A 20,300-nucleotide genomic window follows, 5' to 3' on the forward strand; every position below is an offset into this window, starting at 1 on the left:
CCCATCAGGGCTTGGCGCCGGTCCCCAGTCCGGTCAGCGCGCGGATGTATTGCGCCGGGAAGCGGCTGCGTTCCAATTGGCCCTGGGACGAACGATCGCAGATCGACAATAACCAGGCGCAGGCGAAGGCCGCGCTCATGGAAAACAGCGCCGGGTTGGCGTAGGGGAAGATCGGCCGCGGATGGCCCAGGATATCCACCCACACCATGGGCCCCAGCGCCAAGAGCGCGATGGCGGACGCCAGGCCGGCCAGGCTGCCGGCCACCGCGCCGCGGGTGGTGAGCCGGGGCCAGAACATCGCCAGAAACAGCACCGGGAAATTCACCGAGGCGGCAATCGCCAGCACCAGGCCGGACAGGAAGGCGATGTTCTGCTTCTCGAACAACAAGCCCAGCAGAATGGCCAGTAGTCCGATGACCAGCGTGGCCAGCCGCGACACCCGCATTTCCTCGGCGCTGCTCACCTTGCCTTTGCGCAGCGCCACCGCGTACAGGTCGTGGGACACCGCCGATGCGGCCGACAGGGCCAGGCCGGCCACCACGGCGAGAATGGTGGCGAAGGCCACCGCCGACACCAGGCCGAGGAACAGATTGCCGCCCACCGCCTGGGCCAGGTGCACCGCCACCATATTGGCGCCGCCGACAATGCCGCCGTCTGCGTCGCGAAAGCCGGCGTCGCCGCCGACGATGAGGATGGCGCCAAAGCCCACCAGGATCAGCAGCAGATAGAAATAACCGATGAAGCCGGTGGCGTAGAACACGGATTGGCGCGCGGCGCGGGCGTCGGCCACGGTGAAGAAGCGCATCAGCACATGCGGCAGGCCGGCGGTGCCGAACATCATGCCCAGCCCCAGGGAGACGGCGTCCACCGGATTGGACACCAGGCCGCCCGGCGCCAGGATGGCCTGGCCGCGGAGCTCGGCGGCGGCGGCGAACACGGCCTCGCTGCTATAGCCGAAGCGTCGCCAGACCATGAAGGCCATGAAGCTGGTGGCGGATAGCAGCAGCACCGCCTTGACGATCTGCACCCAGGTGGTGGCCAGCATGCCGCCGAACATCACGTACAAGACCATCAGCGCGCCGACGATGATCACGGCGCTCAGGTAGCTGGCGCCGAACAGCAGTTCGATCAGCTTGCCGGCGCCCACCATCTGCGCCACCAGATAGAGCAGCGCCACCGTCAGCGTGCCGCAGGCGGCGGTGATGCGCACCGGGGTCTGGCTCAGCCGGTAGGACACCACGTCGGCGAAGGTGAAGCGGCCCAGATTGCGCAAGCGCTCGGCGATCAGGAACATGATGATGGGCCAGCCGGCCAACACCCCCAGCGCATAGATCAAGCCGTCGTAGCCCTTGCTGAACATCATCGCGGAGATGCCGAGGAAGGAGGCGGCGGAGATCATGTCGCCGGCGATGGCCAGGCCGTTTTGCAGGGGAGTGACGCCGCCGCCGGCGGTATAGAAGTCCGAGGCGGAACGGGTGCGACGGGCGGCCCAAGCGGTGATGAACAGGGTCAGCGCCACAAACAGCAGGAACATCAGGATGGCGTTCCAGTTCAAGGGCCGTTGCGCGCCGGACTGGGCCCAGGCGGGGCCGGCCAGCGTCAGCGCCAGCATGGCGACAGGGATTCTCATGGCTGGCACTCCTTCAGCACTTGTTCGTTCAGCGGGTCCAGCCGCTTGTTGGCCTGGCGCACGTAGATCCCGGTCAGCACAAACGCGGCGAGGATGATGGCGACGCCCACCGGCATGCCCACGGTGGTGACGCCGGCGCCTATGGGCCGGGCCAGCCACTGCGGCGCGAAGGCCAGCACCAGGATGAAGCCGTAATAGAGCAGCAGCATGACGGCGGTCAGGCTCCAGCCCAGCCGCGCTTTGCCGCGGGCCAGTTGTTGAAAGGCGGGATGATTCAGAATCGCTTGCTGTTGTTGCGGGCTCATGGCGCGGCTCCTTAACCAGCGGTTTACGATCAGCTGCGCGGCGTGGAGCGTTAGCCGGCGAGCTCCGCGCAAGAACGCCGGCGCATCGCCGGCACATTCCTGTTCTTCCGCGGCAAGGCCTTGTCTCGCTCCGGCTTGCCGGATCGTAAACGCGCTTTTGACGATGGCGGGTGGCGCCCCGGCCGAGACCGGGGCCGGGGCTCAGACGAAGCTGCGGGTTTGCGCCACGCGGAAGCGGTTGGCGACGAAGGCGCTGTCGGACAAGCTGGCGTTGGCCGCCGGATTGCCGCCGCTGCCGTGGAAGTCGCTGAAGGCGGCGGACTGATTGACCATCACCGCGCCAGTGAAATTGAGCGCCAGCGACACGCAGGCGTTTTCCGCCGCCTGCCGGGCCAGCGCCTGCACCTGCTGGTCCGTGCTGTAGACCGAGAAGCTCAGGGCGCCGTGGCGGCGCATGCTGTCTTCCGCCTGGCGCAGCGCGGCGGCGCTGTCCGGCGTCTGAATCAGGAAGCTGATCGGCCCGAAGTGTTCCTGCTCGTAAACGGCGCGGTCCTCCATCGTCAACTGGCGCAACAGCGGGGTGCGCACCTCGGCTTCCGGGTATTGCGGGTGGCTCAGCCTCCGGCTGTCCAGCGCCGGCCGGCCCAGCGCGCGCGCCGCTTCCAGCCTTTGGACCACGCCGGGGTTCTGAAGCGCGCCCAGCAGTTCCACCGCCTTGGCCGGCTCCGCGCACAGCGCTTCCAGCGCCGCGCACAGGCCTTCCACCGTTTGCTGGTAGGACAGCTTGCCTTCGGGCGTGTGGATGCCGTCGGCCGGGATGAAAATATTCTGCGGCGCGGTGCACATCTGGCCGCTGTACAGCGCCAGCGACAGCGCGAGGTTGCGGCACAGGCCGGGGAAATCGGCGGTGGAGTCCAGCACCACGCAGTTGACGCCGGCTTTTTCGGTGTAGACCTGAGCGTGGCGGCACTGGCTCTCCAGCCACTCGCCGTGAGCGCTGCTGCCTGTGAAGTCGATCAGCTTCACCTCCGGCCGCTGCGCCAACAGGCTGGCCAGCGGCTCGCCGTGCTGGTTCGCCGCCAGCAGCACGGTATTGGGATCGAAACCGGCCTCGGCCAGCACTTCGCGGGCGATGCGCACCGTCAGGGCCAGCGGCAGCACCGCGCCGGGATGCGGCTTGACGATGACGCTGTTGCCGGTGGCCAGGCTGGCGAACAGCCCCGGATAGCCGTTCCAGGTGGGAAAGGTGCTGCAGCCTATCACCAGGCCGACGCCGCGCGGGATCACCTTCCAGCTTTTCTCCAGCACCAGCGGTTCATGTTTGCCCTGCGGCTTGCTCCAGCGGCAGTGTCCGGGAATGGCCGACATCTCGCGCCAGGCGTAGGTCACGGCCTCCAAGGCGCGGTCCTGCGCATGCGGGCCGCCGGCCTGGAAGGCCATCATGAAGGCCTGGCCGGTGGTGTGCATCACCGCGTGGGCGATCTCGAAGCTGCGGCGGTTCAGCCGCTGAATGATTTCCAGGCAGACGCCCACCCAGGCCTGCGGGCCGGCTTGCCGCCACGATTGCAGCGCCGCGGTGGAGGCGTTCAGCAAGGCGTCGGCGTCATGGCGCGGATAGCGGATGCGCAAAGCGCCGCGATAGGGAGAGCGTTCGCTGCCCACCCAGCCCTGGCCGGCCGGCAGGCCGTCCAGCTGGAAGTCTTGTTGCAATAAAGCCTCAAACGCCGCCTGGCCGTCCGCGGCGGCGGTTTCGCCATAAGTTCTGGGGCTGGGCATTTCCGGGTGCGGGGACCAGTACTGGCGCTCGCTCAAGGCCTGCAGGGCCTGGTCCAAGGTGGCTTGATGCTGCTGGAACAGAGGGTGAGACATGGACGTTCTCCTCGGGCGGAGGGATGAGAGGCCGGCCTGCGCCATGTCAGCGGCAAGCCGGGCACGGTAACAACAGTTTCAGCGCACTGTCATTGATGTGGGTCAGCTTATAATTGATTTTCCGGTCGGTCAATGATAGCGTTTGCTGAAGTGGCGGTTTGGCCAGTTGAGCCAAGGCCGCGCCCAAAGGGGAGGCGAGCATGCAGGCAGCGGAAACGAGTATTGAGGTGAATCTGGAGGCCGGAGTGGCGACCGTGACGCTGAACCGGCCGCAAAGGCTGAACAGTTTCAACCCCGCCATGCACCAGGCCTTGGCGGCGGCCTTGGACCGCCTGCGCGACGACGTCGAGGTCCGGGCGCTGGTGCTGACCGGCGCCGGCCGCGCCTTCTGCGCCGGCCAGGATCTGAGCGACCGGGCGCCGGAGCCGGGACAGCCGCCGGCGGATCTGGGCTTGTCCATCGAGGCTTACTACGCGCCGCTGGTGCGGCGGCTGCGCGATATGCCCAAGCCGGTGATCGCCGCGGTCAACGGCGTGGCGGCCGGGGCCGGAGCGAATATCGCCCTGGCTTGCGATCTGGTGATCGCCGCCCGCTCGGCGAGTTTCATCCAGGCCTTCAGCAAGATCGGTCTGCTGCCGGACGCCGGCGGCAGCTACTGGCTGCCGCGTTTGCTGGGCCAGGCGCGGGCGATGGGGTTGGCGCTGCTGGCCGAGCCCTTGCCGGCCGAGCGTGCCGAGCAATGGGGCTTGATCTGGCGCTGCGTAGACGACGAGGCTTTTCCCGCCGCGGTGGGGCAGCTTGCCGAGCAGTTGGCCAGCGGGCCGACGCTGGCCTACGCGCGGATCAAGCGGGCGCTGCAAGCATCCGAGGGCAACAGTCTGGAACAGCAGCTGCAACTGGAGCGCGATACGCAGCGGGAGCTGGGCTTCAGCGCCGATTACCGCGAAGGCGTGGCGGCCTTTCTGGGCAAGCGCCCGCCGCGCTTTGGAGGGCAGTGAGCATGCAATTGGGCAGCGAACAGCGAGTGGCGGTGATAGGCGCCGGCGCGATGGGGCGTGGCATCGCCGCGGTGGCGGCCGCCGCTGGGCATGAAGTGTATTTATACGATCAGGACGCCGGCGCGGCGGCGGCGGCGCCGGACGCGATCGCCGCCGACTGGGCCGGCCTGGTCCAGCGCGGCAAATGGAGTCAGCCGCAGCTGGACGCCGCGCGCCGCCGGCTGCGGCCGGTAAGCAGCTTGGAGGAATTGGCCGACGCGAGCTTGGCGATCGAGGCCATCGTCGAGCGGCTGGACGCCAAGCAGGCGCTATTGCGACAGTTGGACGCGCTGTTGCCGGCCGCCGCCGTCCTGGCCAGCAACACTTCTTCCCTGTCCATTACCGCGCTGGCGGCGGGCCTGCGCCATCCTGAGCGGGTGATAGGCCTGCATTTCTTCAACCCGGCCACGCGGATGAAGCTGGTGGAAGTGGTGAGCGGGCTGGAGACCGCGCCGGCTTTGTCGGAGCGTCTGTGCCAGTGGATGCGCGCTTGGGGCAAGACGCCGGCGCCGGCCGCGTCCACTCCCGGCTTCATCGTCAACCGGGTGGCGCGGCCTTTCTACGCCGAGGCCTTGCGGCTGCTGCAAGAAGGCGCTTGCGCGCCATCCACGTTGGACGCCTTGCTGCGCGAAGCCGGCGGCTTCGCGATGGGACCCTTGGAGTTGATGGACCTGATCGGCCATGACGTGAATTTCGCGGTGACGCAGTCGGTGTATCAGGCGATGCAGCAGGACCCGCGTTTCCGGCCGTCGCCGCTGCAGCAGGAGTTGGTCACGGCCGGCCGCCTGGGCCGCAAGAGCGGTCGCGGCTTTTACGATTACGGCCAGGCCTTGCCGGCGCCGGACGCCGCGCCGCCGCAAGCGGCGCCCGCGGCGCTGCGCGTGCATGGCGGCTTGGGCGCGGCCGAACCCTTGCTGGCGCGCTTGCGGGCCGGCGGCGTGCGTGTGGAACGCGAGCCGGGGCCGGAGCAGGGCTGGCTGAGTTGGGATGATTTGCGGCTGGCCCTGTCCGACGGCCGCAGCGCCACCCGCCGCGCCGCGGACAGCGGCCACGCCGGCTGGGCGGTGTTCGATCTGGCTCTGGATTACGCCAGCGCGCCGCGGCTGGCGCTGGCCATGGCGGACCAGGCCGCGCCGGAGGCGGCGGCGCGGGCGGAGGGCGTGTTGCAGGCGGCCGGCCTGCTGGTGTCGCGGATGGACGACGCCGCCGGCATGGCGGTGTTGCGCACCGTGGCGATGCTGGCCAACGAGGCGGCCGACGCGGTGGGGCAGGGCGTGGCCGCGGCGGACAGCGTGGATCAGGCGATGTGCCTGGGCGCCGCTTATCCCCGCGGTCCGCTGGCCTGGGCCGATAAGCTCGGCACGGACTATCTGGCGCAGACATTGGACGCTTTGCACGCGCACTACGGCGACGATCGTTATCGCGTCTCGCCGCTGCTGCGGCGGCTGGCCTTGTCCGGAGGACGCTTCCATGACTGAGACAGAAGCCGCTCGGCAACTTGCCGAGAACAGCGCGCTGGCGATGCTGAGCCAGGATCGGGCGTCGGCCAGCCTGGGCATGGAGCTGCTGGACGTGGCGCCGGGCCGGGCCCGGCTACGCATGCGCGTGCGCGACGACATGCTCAACGGCTTCCAGCTATGTCACGGCGGCCTGCTGTGCGCGCTGGCGGACACCGCTTTCGCCGTCGCCTGCAATAGCTGGGGGCCGAGGACGGTCGGCGCGGCCGTCAGCGTGGAGTATCTGCTGCCGGCCCGCGGGGGGGACTGCCTGCTGGCGGAGGCCGAGTGCCTGCATCAGGGGGCTCGGCAAGGTCTTTACGATGTGCGGATCAGCAATCAGCGCGGCGAAACCCTGGCCCTGCTGCGCGGCCGCTCGCACCGGAGCGGAGAGCGGGCCGAGTAAAAGGCCGCATGCCGTTTTTTGTTTCTCAACGCCCGTCCAAGGAGCGCAAGCCCGCCGTCTTGTCCAGCCAGCAGCAATTGGCCGCAGAGCCAGCCCCGAACCCACACAGGAGAAGCACCATGCCCGTCACCCGCCCTATGTCCAGCGAGCTGGACGCGATGGAAACCGCCAGCCGCGACGAACTGTCCGCCTTGCAGCTGCAGCGTCTGCAATGGACGCTGCAACACACTTACGACAATGTCGCGCCCTTTCGCGCCAAGTGCGAGCAAGCCGACGTCCATCCCCGGCAATTGCGGCGGCTGGAGGATCTGAGCCGCTTCCCGTTCACCAGCAAGGCGGATTTGCGTGACAACTACCCGTTCGGCCTGTTCGCGGTGCCGCGAGACCAGGTGTCGCGCATCCACGCCAGCAGCGGCACCACCGGCCAGCCCACGGTGGTGGGATACACCCGCAACGATATCGAGGCCTGGGCCACGGTGGTGGCGCGCTCCATCCGCGCCGCCGGCGGCCGGCGCGGCAGCATGGTGCACATCGCTTACGGTTACGGCCTGTTCACCGGCGGGCTGGGCGCGCACTACGGCGCGGAACGCCTGGGCTGCACCGTGGTGCCGATGTCCGGCGGTCAGACCGAGCGCCAGGTGCAGCTGATCCAGGATTTCCGCCCGGACATCATCATGGTCACGCCGTCCTATATGTTGAACATCCTCGATGAAATGGAGCGCCGGGGCATGGATGCGGCGGCCTGCTCCTTGCAGGTGGGCATCTTCGGCGCCGAGCCGTGGACCGGGCAGATGCGGCAGGAGATCGAGCGCCGAGCTGGCATAGACGCGGTGGACATTTACGGCCTGTCCGAGGTGATGGGGCCGGGCGTGGCCAGCGAGTGCGTGGAAAGTAAGGACGGCCCGGTGATCTGGGAGGATTTCTTCTACCCGGAAATCATCGATCCGCACAGCGGCGAAGTGCTGCCGGACGGGGAGGAGGGCGAATTGGTGCTGACCTCGCTGACCAAGGAAGCGATGCCGGTGATCCGCTACCGCACCCGCGACCTGACCCGGCTGCTGCCGCCCAGCAGCCGTTCGATGCGGCGCATCGGCAAGATCGTCGGCCGGTCCGACGATATGCTGATCATCCGCGGCGTCAATGTGTTTCCCACCCAGATCGAGGAAGTGATTCTGCGGCAAACGGGGCTGGCGCCGCATTTCTATCTGGAGGTCGACAAAGACGGTCACCTGGACAGCCTGGCGGTCTTCGTCGAGCGCGAGCCCAGCGGGCCGGCGCGCGACGACGCCAAACAGCTGGCGGCGCGGCAGTTGCAGCACAGCATCAAGAGCCATGTCGGCGTGACGACCACAGTGCAGGTGGTGGAGCCGATGACCATAGAACGCTCGGTGGGCAAGGCGCGGCGGGTGGTGGACAAGCGGCCGCGCGACTAGGCGACGAGGGGCTGGTTTCGTTAATGCTTGTATTTTAATTGAACGACCGGTAAATTAATTAATATGCTGTTTCAGCGCGCCGGACATCCGCTTCCGGCGATGCTCACCTAGGAGGATGCGCCATGTACACCCAAGCCCTGGATCAGCCGGACATCGCCGCGGCGGCGGCCGAGCCGTCGCTTCAGCAGCAGGCCTTCGACGCCAAGCTGCAGGCGGACGACAAGATAGAAGCGCGCGACTGGATGCCGCTCGCCTACCGCAAAACCTTGTTGCGGCAGATCTCCCAGCATGCGCATTCCGAAGTGGTGGGCATGCTGCCGGAAGGCAACTGGATCGGCCGCGCGCCCACGCTCAAGCGCAAGGCCATTCTGCTGGCCAAGGTGCAGGACGAGGGCGGGCACGGCCTTTATCTGTACGCGGCGGCGGAAACCCTGGGCAGCCCGCGCGACGAAATGGTGGCGACCTTGCTGTCCGGCCGCGCCAAGTACTCCAGCATCTTCAATTACCCCACTTTGTCCTGGGCCGACATCGGCACCATAGGCTGGCTGGTGGACGGCGCGGCGATCATGAACCAGATTCCGCTGTGCCGCTGTTCCTACGGCCCGTACGCCCGCGCCATGGTGCGCATCTGCAAGGAAGAAAGCTTTCACCAGCGCCAGGGCTACGATCTGTTGCTGACGATGATGGGCGGCAGCGCGGAGCAGCGGGCCATGGTGCAGGAGTCGGTGAACCGCTGGTGGTGGCCGGTGCTGATGATGTTCGGCCCGCCAGACCGGGATTCGGTGCACAGCGCCAGCAGCATGCAATGGGGCATCAAGCGCATTTCCAACGACGATTTGCGGCAGAAGTTCGTCGACGCCATCGTGCCCCAGGCCGAAGTGCTGGGCATCGCGCTGCCGGACCCGGCGCTGGTCTGGAACGAGGCGCGCGGTCATTACGACTTCGGCGAGCCGGATTGGACGGAGTTCAAGCGGGTGCTGGCGGGCGACGGCCCCTGCAACCGCGAACGCATGGCCGCGCGCGTCCGCGCGCATGAAGAGGGGGCCTGGGTGCGCGCCGCGGCCCGAGCCTATGCCGACAAACAGGCGGCGCGCGCCGCCGCCTGATCAGGAGCCATCATGTCCGAGCCTAACGCCTGGCCGCGTTTCGAGGTTTTTGTCCTTGGCCGCAACGCCTTGCAATACAAGCACTCCAGCAGCCTGCACGCCGCCGATGCGCGCCATGCGCTGCTGCTGGCCAGAGACATCTATTTCCGCCGCCAAGAGGGCATCAGCCTGTGGGTGGCGCCCAGCGCCCGCCTAAGCGAGAACGGCGAGCCGCCGTCTGCGACGGAAGCCGCGGCGCCGCAACAGTACGAAGTGTTTTTGCAGCTCAAGCCGGGTCTGGATCATCTGCACGTCGCCAGCCTGCTGGCCGCGTCGGCATCGCAGGCCTTGGAGCGGGCGGAGCGGGCCTTCGGCGAGTTCCCGCCCGGCGCGGTCTGGGCGCTGCCCAGCGCTGCGCTGAGCTGCAGCGAGCCGGACGAACGCGAGATGCTGTTCGAACCGATGGCCAGCAAGACTTATCGCTTGCCCACCTTCTTCCAGTTGCCGGAAGCCGTGAACCATATGTGAGGAGTGCGCGATGTCTGTGCAGATAGCTGTGCAAACGCAGCCGCCGGCGACGGCGGACCTGATCGAATACGCGCTGCGGCTGGGCGACAACACCTTGTTGCTGGGCCAGCGCCTGGGTGAATGGTGCGGCCACGCGCCGGAGTTGGAAGACGATATCGCGCTGAGCAATATCGCGCTGGATCTGATAGGCCAGTCGCGCTTGCTGCTGAGTCTGGCCGGCGAATGGGAGGGACGGGGCCGGGACGAGGACGCGCTGGCCTATCTGCGTGACGCGCCGGCGTTCCGCAACCTGACCTTGCTGGAGCTGCCCAACGGCGACTTCGGTCAGACCGTGTTGCGCATCGCCCTGTTCAGCGCCTACCAAGTGGCTGTGTGGCGGACCTTGCGCGGCGGCGAAGCGCGGCTGGCGGCGATCGCCGGCAAGGCGCTGGCGGAAAGCCGCTACCACCTGCGCTACGCGGCGGAATGGGTGGTGCGGCTGGGCGACGGCACCGACGAATCGAGGCGGCGCATGCAGCGGGCGCTGACGCATTGGTGGCCGTATCTGGCCGAGATGTTCGACGAGGACGCGCTGGAGCGGCGCCTGGACGGCGTCGCGCCGCAAGCGGCTCTTCTGCGGAAGGAATGGGAGGCGCTGATGCTGCCGGTGCTGGCGGAAGCCACGCTGCGGCCGCCGGCGGACACCGAATATCGTTCCGGCGGCAAGCGCGGCGAACACAGCGAATCCTTGGGCCATGTGCTGGCGGAGATGCAGTTCCTGCAGCGCGCCTATCCCGGAGGGCGCTGGTGATGCGCGCCGCGCGGCTGAGCGTGGCGCAAGCCTGGCGGGTGCTGGACCAGGTGCCGGATCCCGAGGTGCCGGCGGTGTCGCTGTGCGATCTGGGCATCGTGCGCAAGGTGGCGCGGGTGGGGGAGGATCTGGAGGTCACGCTGACCCCCACTTATTCCGGCTGCCCGGCGACCGAGGCCATCGCCGCCTCGGTGCGGCAGGCCTTGGGTCAGGCGGGCGAAGAGCGGGTGGTGTTGCGCACCCAGCTGAGTCCGGCCTGGAGCAGCGACTGGATCAGCGCCGACGGCCGCGAAAAGCTGCGCCGTTACGGCATTGCGCCGCCGGCCTGCGCAAGGGCGGCCGAGGACGACTGGCAGCCGCTGCGCTTCCAAACGGCGGCGCCGGCCTGTCCGCAATGCGGCTCCGTCCGCAGCCGGCGGCTGAGCCAGTTCGGCTCCACCGCCTGCAAGGCGCTTTACCGCTGCGAGGCCTGTCTGGAGCCATTCGAGTATTTCAAGCCGATCTGAGTCCACTGAGGGACCGGAGTAAGGAGACCGGGATGAGACTAGCTTTCCATCGCCTGCGCGTCGTCGAACGCCGCCAGGAAACCGACGACGCCATTTCGCTGACCTTGGAGCCGCCGGCGGAGTTTAAGGAGCGCTTCCGCTTCACCCAGGGCCAGCACCTGGTGTTTCGCGAACATATCGACGGCGTGGAGCAGCGGCGCACTTATTCGCTGTGCTGTGGCGCGGACGAAGGCATTTTACGGGTGGCGGTGAAGCGGGTGGAGGGCGGCGTGTTCTCCAGCCACGTCCACCGGCATTGGCAGCTTGGGCAGGAGGTGGAAGCGATGCCGCCGGAGGGGCGCTTTTTCACGCCGCTGGCGGCGGAGCAGCGCAAGCACTATCTGGGCATCGTCGCCGGCAGCGGCATCACCCCCTTGCTGTCCACCTTGAAAACCACCTTGCGGCGAGAGCCGCACAGCCGTTTCACCTTGCTGTACGGCAATCGGCGGCGCGGCGGTATTCTGTTCGCCGACGAGCTGGCGGCGCTGAAGTCGCGCTATCCGGCGCGCCTGGCGGTGTATCACTTCCTCAGCCGCGAAGCACAGCAGCCGGAGCTGTTTCACGGCCGTCTCGACGGCGAACGGCTGCACAGGGCGCTGGCCGCGCTGCTGCCGGACAGCGCGGTGGACGAAGCCTTCGTTTGCGGCCCCAACGATATGATTGATCAGGCCTGCGCCTGCCTGGAGCGCGTGGGGCTGGCCGCCGGACGCATCCATTACGAACGTTTCGGCGTACCGGGGCGCGGTGCGGCCAAACCGGCAGCGGCGGCCGAGGACAATCCGGCGGCCAGCGTCACTCTCATCATCGACGGCCAGCAGCGCCAACTGGAACTGAGCGCCGGTGAGCGCATCCTGGAAGCGGCCACCGCGGCCGGGGTCGACCTACCTTACTCTTGCCAAGGTGGGGTATGCTGCACCTGCCGAGCCAAGGTGCTGTCCGGCCGCGTGTCCATGGACAAGAATTTCGCCCTGGAAGCGGCCGAGGTGGAACAAGGCTTCGTGCTCGCCTGTCAGGCGCGTCCACGGACCCAGCAAGTGGTGCTCAGTTTTGATGAGCGTTGACGGTTGCTTGTCTAGAACCGCTGGCAAGCCCCGGTTTGACCGGGGTTTGCCTGGCGGCTCGTAGTCATCGGGGAGGTTCGCTGGTGCCGCGTCTGGTCTTTTCATTCAACCGATATGCGGATATGGCCAGAACAAAATCTCCCAATTACGAGGCGCAGCAACAAAACATACTGGAGAACGCTGCCCGCCTGTTTGCCGAGCAGAGTTTTCCCAGTGCTTCGATAGCCCAACTGGCTGAGCTGTGCGGCATGTCCAAGCCGCTGCTGTATCACTACTACCGCGACAAATCGCATCTGCTGTTCGACATCGCCGACACCTATGTGGATAGGTTGGTGGGCATCGTCGACGAGGCGGCGCGGCAAGCGCTGCCGGCGGACGCGCATCTGCGGCTGCTGATCGAGCGCTTCATGGAGGAGTACGCGTTCTCGCGCCATTACCACATGGTCTTGGTGCAGGACGTCAAATTCCTGGGCGAGGCGGACCGGCTGAAGGTGAAGGCCAAGCAGGCCGGCGTGGTGTCCGCCTTTGCCGAACTGATCGCCCGTTTGCGGCCGGAGCTGCCGGCGACGGAGGTCAAACCGGTGACGATGACCTTGTTCGGCATGATGAACTGGACCTTCACCTGGTTCCGCGCGGACGGCGCGGTGGACCGGCAGGGCATGGCGCGGATAGTCAGCCAGTTGTTTCTTCACGGGGTGTATGGATGTGGAGAGGGAACTGACCATGAGCGAGCATCTGAGGGAGCGCCGCGCTGAGCGGATCTGCCACCTGGAAATTCACCGGCCGGCGCAGCTCAATGCGCTGAGCCCCGAGCTGATGCGGGAGCTGGAGTCCGCGCTGGACGCGGCGGACGGCGATCCCGACATCAGCGTCATTCTGCTGTCCGGCACCGAGCAGGCCTTCGCCGCCGGCGCCGACATCGGCCGCATGGCCGAATGGGATTATCAGCAAGTCTTTCTCGACGATTACGTAAGCCGGCACTGGGAGCGCGCGCGCGGCGTGCGCAAGCCGCTAATCGCCGCGGTGCGCGGCCTGGCGATAGGCGGCGGCTGCGAGCTGGCGATGATGTGCGATGTGATCATCGCCGGCGAGTCCGCCCGCTTCGGCCAGCCGGAAGTCAAGCTGGGCACCCTGCCCGGCATGGGCGGCACCCAGCGGCTGCCGCGCGCCATCGGCAAGGCCAAGGCGATGGAATGGTGCTTGAGCGGCCAGCTCTATAGCGCCGACGAAGCCGAGCGCGCCGGCCTGGTGTCGCGGGTGGTGGCGGACGCCGACGTGCTGGCGACGGCGCAGGCGCTGGCCGCGCGGATGGCAGGCTACTCGCTGCCGGCGCTGATGCTGATCAAGGAGTCCTTGAACCGCGCTTTCGAATCCAGCCTGGCCGAAGGCCTGCTGTTCGAACGGCGCGCCTTTCACGCCAGTTTCTCGCTGGCCGACCAGAAGGAAGGCATGCAGGCCTTTCTCGACAAGCGGCCGCCGCAGTTCCAACACCGTTGATCCAGGAGGTTTCCCATGCCCCATGCCTATATCTGTGACGGCATTCGCACCCCGTTCGGCCGTTACGGCGGCGCGCTTTCCGGCGTGCGCGCCGACGATCTGGCGGCGCTGCCGCTCGCCGCGCTGATGCGGCGCCATCCGCTGGACTGGTCCTGCCTGGACGAGGTGATTCTGGGCTGCGCCAATCAGGCCGGCGAGGACAACCGCAATGTGGCGCGGATGGCGGCCTTGCTGGCCGGCCTGCCGCAGTCCGCGCCGGCGATCACGGTCAACCGCCTGTGCGCGTCCGGACTGGACGCGGTGGGTCTGGCCGCGCGGGCGATCGCCGCAGGCGAAGCCGAACTGGTGCTGGCCGGCGGCGTGGAGAGCATGTCGCGCGCGCCCTTCGTGCTGGGCAAGGCCGAGAGCCCGTTCGCGCGCAATGCGCGGGTAGAGGACAGCACCATAGGCTGGCGCTTCGTCAACCCGGCGTTTCAGCGTCAGTTCGGCATCGACTCCATGCCGGAAACCGCGGAAAACGTCGCGCGCCAGTTCAAGGTTTCCCGCGCCGATCAGGACGCCTTCGCGCTGCGCAGCCAGCAGCGTTACGCCGCGGCGCGCGAGCGCGGTTTCTTCGACGCGGAGATCCTGGCCTTGGAGCTGCCGCAGCGCAAGGGCGAGCCGCTGCGGGTGATCCGGGACGAACACCCGCGGCCGGCCACCACGCTGGCGGAGCTGGCGCGGCTCAAGGGCGTGGTGGCGGACGGCTCGGTCACCGCCGGCAACGCCTCCGGCGTCAACGACGGCGCGGCGGCGCTGTTGCTGGCCAGCGGCGCCGGGCTCAAGCGCCACGGCCTGCGTCCGCGGGCGCGGATTCTGGGCATGTGCTCGGTGGGGCTGGAGCCGCGCATCATGGGCATGGGGCCGGCGCCGGCGGCGGAAAAGCTGTTGCGGCGGCTGGGCCTGAGCGTGGCGGATATGGACGTGATCGAGCTGAACGAGGCATTCGCCTCGCAATCGCTGGCGGTGATGCGCCAACTGGGCCTGGCCGACGACGACGCCCGGGTCAACCCCAACGGCGGCGCGATCGCGCTGGGCCATCCGCTGGGAGCTTCCGGCGCCAGGCTGGCGCTGACCGCGCTGCGTCAGCTGGAGGCCAGCGGAGATAGGCTGGCGCTGTGCGCGATGTGCGTCGGCGTCGGCCAGGGCGTGGCCCTGGTGCTGGAGAGGGTGGAGGAGGCGTGATGGACGAACTGATCTTGCTGGATTATCCGGCCGATGGCGTGGCGCGGCTGCGCCTGAACCGCCCGCAGGCGCTCAATGCCTTGAATACGGCGCTGCGGCGGGAGTTGGCGCGGCGTTTCCAGGAGCTGGCCGCCGCGGCCGACGTCAGGGCGATTCTGCTGTGCGGCGACCATCGCGCTTTCGCCGCCGGCGCGGACCTGACCGAGATGGCCGACTGCGGCAGCATAGAGCTGATGCAGCGCCAGCTGCACAAGCTATGGCAGGCGATTGCCGACTGTCCCAAGCCGGTGATCGCGGCGGTGGCCGGCTATGCCTTGGGCGGCGGCTGCGAGCTGGCGATGCACGCCGACATCATCGTCGCCGCCGAATCCGCCCAGTTCGGCCAGCCGGAAGTCAAGGTGGGGGTGATGCCGGGCGCCGGCGGCACCCAGCGGCTGCTGCGGGCGGTGGGCAAGTTCCGCGCGATGAAGCTGCTGTTGACCGGCGAGCGCATCGGCGCGGCGGAGGCGCTGGCGATGGGCCTGGTCAGCGAGGTGACGGCGGACGAGGCGCTGGATACGCGCGCACTGGAGCTGGCGACGCAGATCGCCGCGCTGCCGCCGCTGGCGGTGGAGCAGATCAAGGAAGTGGTGCTGGCCGGCGCCGACGCGCCGTTGGCGACGGCGCTGATGCTGGAGCGCAAGGCTTACCAGCTCTTGTTCGCGTCGAGGGATCAGAAGGAGGGCATGCGGGCATTTCTCGAAAAGAGAGCCGCGGTGTTCCTAGGGGAATAGGAAGTTCTTGTTATGACTCTGGAGAGTTGACTTCAATTCAGGGGGTATGGATATCTCCCTAGCATGTTTCAGATGCTGGTCTACTACAATCAGGGGGCTTTATTACCGTGATGGAGGGTGGTATGGAGGTTGATAACCTTGTTGTTCGCCTTGATGGAGAATATGTTTTATTGCTATTGGGTACAAAGCCGCAGGCTAAGGTTGAGTTAAAAACTTTACGTAGAGTGAGCCCAGTTTTTACTGGAAGAACGGATGATGAGTGTCGGGTAATTCTACAAAAACAGAGTAACCGAGAAGTCCTATATGCAGTGGTCGACAAAGAGCGGCCACGCCAATTCCCAGCACAAGGTGTTTATCACATTACGCCACAGGATTTGCAGGGAAGTGTATTTGTTGAATAGTTAAACGGGCAACGCAGTAAAGCGTTGCCCGTTCTATTCAGGCTATTGTGTTCAATGCGCGCCGCTGTCGCCGCCAGCAGCGGTGAACGGCGGCTTGGCGAACCACACCAGGCCGATCAACAGCACGAACAGCACGCCGGACAGCCAGAAAATCTCATTGGCCGCCATGATGTAGCCCTGCTTGGTGATTTGCAGCGAGGTCAGCGCCGCCTGCTGTCCGGAGGACAGGCCGGCCATGTCCAGCAGCCGGAACCAGGCGTTGGACGCCTGATCGTAGAGGCTGACATGCTCGGTCAGGCGCGCGTGGTGCATCGCCTCGCGACGGTCCCACATCGTGGTGGTGATCGAGGTGCCGATGCTGCCGGCCAGAATCCGCAGGAAGTTGGACAGGCTGGACGCGCTGGCGATCTGGCTGGGATGCAGGCCGGACAGGGTGATCGTGGTCAGCGGCATGAAGAAGCAGGCCACGCCTATGCCCTGAACCACCTGCGGCCACACCACGTAGGCGAAGTCCATCTGCGGGTTGAAGGTGCTGCGCCAGAAGAAGCAGATCGCGTACACGCTGAAGCTCACCGTCACCACCCAGCGCATGTCCAGCCGCTGCGCGTACTTGCCGATGATGGGCGACAGCACCACCGGGATCAGCCCGATGGGGGCCGCGGCCAGGCCGGCCCAGGTGGCGGTGTAGCCCATCTGGGTCTGCAGCATCAGGGGCAGCAGCACCACGGTGCCGAAGTAGAGCATGAAGCCCAGGCTGATGGCGACGGTGCCGACGGTGAAGTTGCGCTGCTTGAACAGGCTCAGGTCGACGATGGGATGTTTCTCGCCCAGCTCCCAGATCACCAGATAGACCAGCGCCAGCACCGCGATCACCGCCAGGGTGATCACCTCGGTGGAGTTGAACCAGTCCAGCTCTTTGCCGCGGTCCAGCACCATTTGCAGCGAGCCTACGCCTATCACCAACAGAGCGAGGCCGATGCGGTCGATAGGCAGATCGACGGTTTCGGTTTCACGCGGCTTGAGGATGCGCCAGGAAATGAAGGCCGCCGCCAGTCCCACCGGCACGTTGATGAAGAAGATCCAGCCCCAGTGCCAGTTGTCGCTGATCACACCGCCCAGAATCGGGCCGAACACCGGCGCGACGATCACCGTCATCGCCCATAGCGCCAGCGCCATGCCTTTCTTCTCCGGCGGGTAGCAGGACAAGAGCAGGCTCTGCGACAGCGGAATCATCGGGCCGGCCACCGCGCCTTGCAGCACGCGGAAGAAAATCAGCATTTCCAGGCTGCTGGACATGCCGCACAGCCAGGAGGTGAGCACGAAGAGCAGGGTGGAGGCGGTGAACAGCTTCACTTCGCCCAGGCGCTTGGCCAGCCAGCCGGTCAGCGGCACCGCGATGGCGTTGGCCACCCCGAAGGAGGTGATCACCCAGGTGCCCTGGCTGGTGGCCGCGCCGAGGTTGCCCGAGATGGTGGGCAAGGCCACGTTGGCGATGGTGGTGTCCAGCACTTGCATGAACACCGACATCGACAGCGCCAGCGTGATCCAGACCAGCTTGGAGCCGGTCAGTGGTGGATGATTCATGGTCCGGACCCCTTATTCGGCCTTGCCTTCACCCGCGTTGGCCGCCAGCAGCGTCCGCACCAGTTCGTCGGCCTGTTTCAGGTCCGGCAGCTGGCCGGAGACGTCCTGGTGGGCGACGAAGGGCTGGGCTTCGGCCACGGCCTTGCCGTCCGTGCTGGAGGTGTCCACCACGGCGTCCATGGACAGGCCGACGCGCAGCGGGTGCGATTGCAGGTCTTTCGGGTCCAGCTGGATGCGCACCGGCACGCGTTGAACCACCTTGATCCAGTTGCCGGTGGCGTTCTGCGCCGGCAGCAGCGAGAAGGCGCTGCCGGTGCCGGCGGACAGGCCGACCACTTTGCCGTGGTAGACGATCTTGCCGCCGTAGAGATCGGACTTCAGTTCCACCGGCTGGCCGATGCGGATCTTGGCCAGCTGGCCTTCCTTGAAGTTGGCGTCCACCCACAGGTTTTGCAGCGGGATCACCGACATCAGCGGGGTGCCGGCGGCCAGGCGCTGGCCAACCTGCACATTGCGGCGGGCGACGGCGCCGTCCAGCGGGGCCTTGATCTCGGTGCGCTGCAGCGCGAGCCAGGCTTCCTTCAGCCGGCTGGCGGCGGCCTTGACCGCAGGCTGCTGCGCCAGCGCGTCCTTGCCCAGCAGCGCGGCGCTGGCTTTTTGCTGTTCGCGCGCGGCGTCCAGCGCGGCCTTGGCGGCGGCGACGGCGTCGTTGGCGTGGCCCAGTTCTTCCGCCGACAGCGCGTCGGTGCCGGCCAACTGTTTGCGGCGTTTCAGGTCGGCGTCGGCGCGGGCCAGCTCGGTTTCGCGCAGGGTGACCTGGGCCGCCAGCTGTTGGGTGTTGCTCATCAATTGGCGGGTCTGACGCACGGCTTGGGCGAATTCATTGCGGGCGCGGTCGAAGTTCAGCTGCGCGTCGTTCTTGTCCAGGCTGACCAGCAATTGACCGGCTTTGACGTGCTGGGTGTCGTCCACCAGCACCTTGGCGACGGTGCCGCCCACTTCCGGGGTGACTTGCACCAGGTGGCCGCTGACATAGGCGTCGTCGGTGCTTTCCTGATGACTGAGCACCAGCGCCCAGTAGGCGCCGTAGCCGATGGCGATGGCGGCGAACAGGGTGGTGGCGACGATCAGATTGCGTTTGCGCCCTTGCGCGGTTTTGGTTTTCTTGTCCATGGATGCGTTCTCAGTGGGTGGCGGGCGCAGCGTTGAAGCCGCCGCCCAATGCGGTGTTCAGGGAGACCCAAGCCAGTTTGCGGCCGGCTTCGGCGTCGATGCGCGCCGACTGTTGCGCCAGCGCGCTGTCCTGGGCATCCAGCAGGTTCAGCTTGTTGATGATGCCGGCCTTGAAGCGGGCGGCGGCGGAGTCGGCGGCGCGGCCGCTGCTGTCCTGCGCCTGGCGGGCCTGTTCCAGTTGCTTGCCGCTTTGCTGCCAGCCGCTGACGGCGTCGGCGGCGTCGCGCATCGCGTCCAACACGGTCTGGTTGTAGCTGTGCACAGCCAGGTCGTAGCCGGCCTTTTGCTTGCCCAGATTGGCCTGGATCGCGCCGGAGTGGAAAATGGGCAGGCTGATTGCCGGCATGAAACCCCAGAAGGTGGAGTTGCCGTTCATCAGCTTGTTCAGTTCCAACGAGGTTTGGCCGGCGAAGGCGGTCAGCTTGATATTGGGGTAGAACTCGGCGCGCGCGGCTTTGACCGCGCCGGCCGTGGCTTCCACCCGCGCGCGTTGGGCGGCGATGTCCGGGCGTTTGCCCAGCAGTTCCGCGTGCAGGCTGTCCATGTCCAGCGGCGGCAGCGCCGTGCTCTTGGCGGCTTGCAGTGCGTTCAAGGCGTCCGGTCCCTGGCCGGTCAGCGCCGCCAGCGCGTGGCGGGCGCGGTCGCTGTCCTGGGCCAAGGCGCTTTGCTGTTGGCGCAGACGGTGCAGCGAGACTTCGTTGCCGCGCTGGTTGTCGCCCGGCAGCAGGCCGGCGTTGATGCGGGCCTGGGTCAGCGTTTGACGGCTCTCCGCCAGCTGGATGCGCTTGGCCAGCACCGCGCTTTGCGCCTGCAGCCGCTGCAACTGGGTGTATTGGGCGATGACGGCCTGAGTCAGCGTCAGCCGGGTCTGAGCACCTTCGAAGGCAATGGCTTGCTGTTGGCCGACGGCTTCGTCGATCTGGCCGCGGTGCTTGCCCCAGAAGTCGAACTCCCAGCTGCCCATCAGCATGGCGGTGTAGGCGTTGACGTAGTCGCGCGAGATCGGCGCCGGAAACTCGTAATTCAGCTGGGTCATATTGGCGCTGAAATCGAGTTTGGGGCCGCTATTGCCTTCGACGATGCCGACGGCGGCGCGCGCCTGGCGCAGCCGGGCTTCGGCCAGCTTCAAGGACGGCGCTTCTTGCAGGGCGCGCGCCACCAACTGGTTCAGCGTCGCGTCGTTCAGCTGAGTCCACCAGTCGCTGGCGATCTGCCCGGCCTGGCCGTCGCTCAGCCGCAATTGCCCGGCATCGAGCTGCGTGGCCGGCGCGCTATCCGGGCCGAAGCTCGCGCAGCCGCCCAACAGGGCGCTGAGCAGCAGGGCGCTGACGCCGTGCTGCCATTGAGTCTTTTTCACCTTGTGGGACTCCCCGTGTTCACTTGCTGTATTAGCAATTGATGAA

General features: G+C 67.0%; 20 protein-coding genes. 14 read left to right on the forward strand and 6 right to left on the reverse strand.

Annotated features, from left to right (window positions below; genetic code table 11):
• Positions 1–4 precede the first annotated feature (4 nt).
• From QUG03_RS02965 to paaN, 3 genes are all read right to left on the reverse strand, one after another.
• Complete coding sequence (locus QUG03_RS02965; protein WP_404990258.1) at positions 5–1,630, reverse strand: cation/acetate symporter; 1,626 nt, start codon at positions 1,628–1,630, stop codon at positions 5–7.
• Positions 1,627–1,935 (reverse strand): DUF485 domain-containing protein, encoded by a 309-nt coding sequence (locus QUG03_RS02970; RefSeq protein WP_500819315.1) that lies wholly within the window; start codon positions 1,933–1,935, stop codon positions 1,627–1,629. Before QUG03_RS02970 ends, QUG03_RS02965 begins: the two co-directional genes overlap by 4 nt.
• Positions 1,936–2,136: 201 nt before the next feature.
• On the reverse strand, positions 2,137–3,804 hold the full coding sequence (gene paaN, locus QUG03_RS02975; protein WP_486635994.1) for a phenylacetic acid degradation protein PaaN: 1,668 nt from the start codon (positions 3,802–3,804) through the stop codon (positions 2,137–2,139).
• Between the two features lie 200 nt (positions 3,805–4,004).
• Between paaN and paaG the strand changes: the two genes are divergently transcribed.
• From paaG to QUG03_RS03045, 14 genes are all read left to right on the forward strand, one after another.
• The gene (paaG, locus tag QUG03_RS02980) at positions 4,005–4,802 is read left to right on the forward strand and encodes a 2-(1,2-epoxy-1,2-dihydrophenyl)acetyl-CoA isomerase PaaG (protein WP_500819316.1); all 798 of its coding nucleotides are present in this window, start codon (positions 4,005–4,007) and stop codon (positions 4,800–4,802) included.
• A gap of 2 nt (positions 4,803–4,804) precedes the next feature.
• Complete coding sequence (gene paaH, locus QUG03_RS02985) at positions 4,805–6,319, forward strand: 3-hydroxyacyl-CoA dehydrogenase PaaH (protein ID WP_500819613.1); 1,515 nt, start codon at positions 4,805–4,807, stop codon at positions 6,317–6,319.
• A complete protein-coding gene (paaI, locus tag QUG03_RS02990; protein WP_107800774.1) occupies positions 6,312–6,743 on the forward strand; it encodes a hydroxyphenylacetyl-CoA thioesterase PaaI in 432 nt (143 codons plus the stop codon). The genes paaH and paaI overlap by 8 nt, the downstream gene beginning before the upstream one ends.
• 119 nt (positions 6,744–6,862) lie before the next feature.
• On the forward strand, positions 6,863–8,176 hold the full coding sequence (gene paaK, locus QUG03_RS02995; RefSeq protein WP_107800773.1) for a phenylacetate--CoA ligase PaaK: 1,314 nt from the start codon (positions 6,863–6,865) through the stop codon (positions 8,174–8,176).
• A gap of 122 nt (positions 8,177–8,298) precedes the next feature.
• Positions 8,299–9,282, forward strand: coding sequence for a 1,2-phenylacetyl-CoA epoxidase subunit PaaA (gene paaA, locus QUG03_RS03000; protein WP_500819317.1), 984 nt, complete (start codon positions 8,299–8,301; stop codon positions 9,280–9,282).
• 12 nt (positions 9,283–9,294) lie between these two features.
• Positions 9,295–9,789, forward strand: coding sequence for a hypothetical protein (locus QUG03_RS03005; protein WP_500819318.1), 495 nt, complete (start codon positions 9,295–9,297; stop codon positions 9,787–9,789).
• Positions 9,790–9,799: 10 nt separating this feature from the next.
• On the forward strand, positions 9,800–10,579 hold the full coding sequence (gene paaC / locus QUG03_RS03010) for a 1,2-phenylacetyl-CoA epoxidase subunit PaaC (RefSeq protein WP_500819319.1): 780 nt from the start codon (positions 9,800–9,802) through the stop codon (positions 10,577–10,579).
• Entirely contained in the window at positions 10,579–11,085 is a 507-nt protein-coding gene (gene paaD / locus QUG03_RS03015; protein ID WP_107800771.1) for a 1,2-phenylacetyl-CoA epoxidase subunit PaaD, read from the forward strand. Before paaC ends, paaD begins: the two co-directional genes overlap by 1 nt.
• Positions 11,086–11,117: 32 nt before the next feature.
• Positions 11,118–12,185: a 1,2-phenylacetyl-CoA epoxidase subunit PaaE gene (paaE, locus tag QUG03_RS03020; protein WP_500819320.1), complete on the forward strand. Its 1,068-nt coding sequence runs from the start codon at positions 11,118–11,120 to the stop codon at positions 12,183–12,185.
• A 122-nt stretch (positions 12,186–12,307) separates the two neighbouring features.
• Complete coding sequence (locus QUG03_RS03025) at positions 12,308–12,940, forward strand: TetR/AcrR family transcriptional regulator (protein ID WP_107800769.1); 633 nt, start codon at positions 12,308–12,310, stop codon at positions 12,938–12,940.
• A complete protein-coding gene (locus QUG03_RS03030; protein ID WP_107800768.1) occupies positions 12,909–13,682 on the forward strand; it encodes an enoyl-CoA hydratase-related protein in 774 nt (257 codons plus the stop codon). Before QUG03_RS03025 ends, QUG03_RS03030 begins: the two co-directional genes overlap by 32 nt.
• A gap of 15 nt (positions 13,683–13,697) precedes the next feature.
• Positions 13,698–14,906, forward strand: a complete 1,209-nt coding sequence (gene pcaF, locus QUG03_RS03035) for a 3-oxoadipyl-CoA thiolase (protein ID WP_253314179.1) — start codon at positions 13,698–13,700, stop codon at positions 14,904–14,906.
• Positions 14,906–15,679: an enoyl-CoA hydratase-related protein gene (locus QUG03_RS03040; RefSeq protein ID WP_500819321.1), complete on the forward strand. Its 774-nt coding sequence runs from the start codon at positions 14,906–14,908 to the stop codon at positions 15,677–15,679. The genes pcaF and QUG03_RS03040 overlap by 1 nt, the downstream gene beginning before the upstream one ends.
• A 122-nt stretch (positions 15,680–15,801) precedes the next feature.
• Complete coding sequence (locus tag QUG03_RS03045; protein WP_231461480.1) at positions 15,802–16,080, forward strand: hypothetical protein; 279 nt, start codon at positions 15,802–15,804, stop codon at positions 16,078–16,080.
• Between the two features lie 51 nt (positions 16,081–16,131).
• Here the strand turns inward: QUG03_RS03045 and QUG03_RS03050 are convergent, their stop codons facing one another.
• Genes QUG03_RS03050 through QUG03_RS03060 form a run of 3 tightly spaced genes read right to left on the reverse strand, consistent with a single transcriptional unit; the run spans position 16,132 to position 20,254 of the window.
• On the reverse strand, positions 16,132–17,664 hold the full coding sequence (locus QUG03_RS03050; protein ID WP_253314181.1) for a DHA2 family efflux MFS transporter permease subunit: 1,533 nt from the start codon (positions 17,662–17,664) through the stop codon (positions 16,132–16,134).
• 12 nt (positions 17,665–17,676) lie between these two features.
• The gene (locus QUG03_RS03055) at positions 17,677–18,837 is read right to left on the reverse strand and encodes an EmrA/EmrK family multidrug efflux transporter periplasmic adaptor subunit (RefSeq protein WP_107800764.1); all 1,161 of its coding nucleotides are present in this window, start codon (positions 18,835–18,837) and stop codon (positions 17,677–17,679) included.
• Between the two features lie 10 nt (positions 18,838–18,847).
• Positions 18,848–20,254 carry an efflux transporter outer membrane subunit gene (locus QUG03_RS03060; RefSeq protein ID WP_500819322.1) on the reverse strand — a complete coding sequence of 469 codons (1,407 nt, stop codon included), beginning with the start codon at positions 20,252–20,254 and terminating at the stop codon, positions 18,848–18,850.
• Positions 20,255–20,300: the final 46 nt, after the last annotated feature.

It is taken from the genome of Chromobacterium sp. CCUG 30098 (assembly GCF_059916605.1).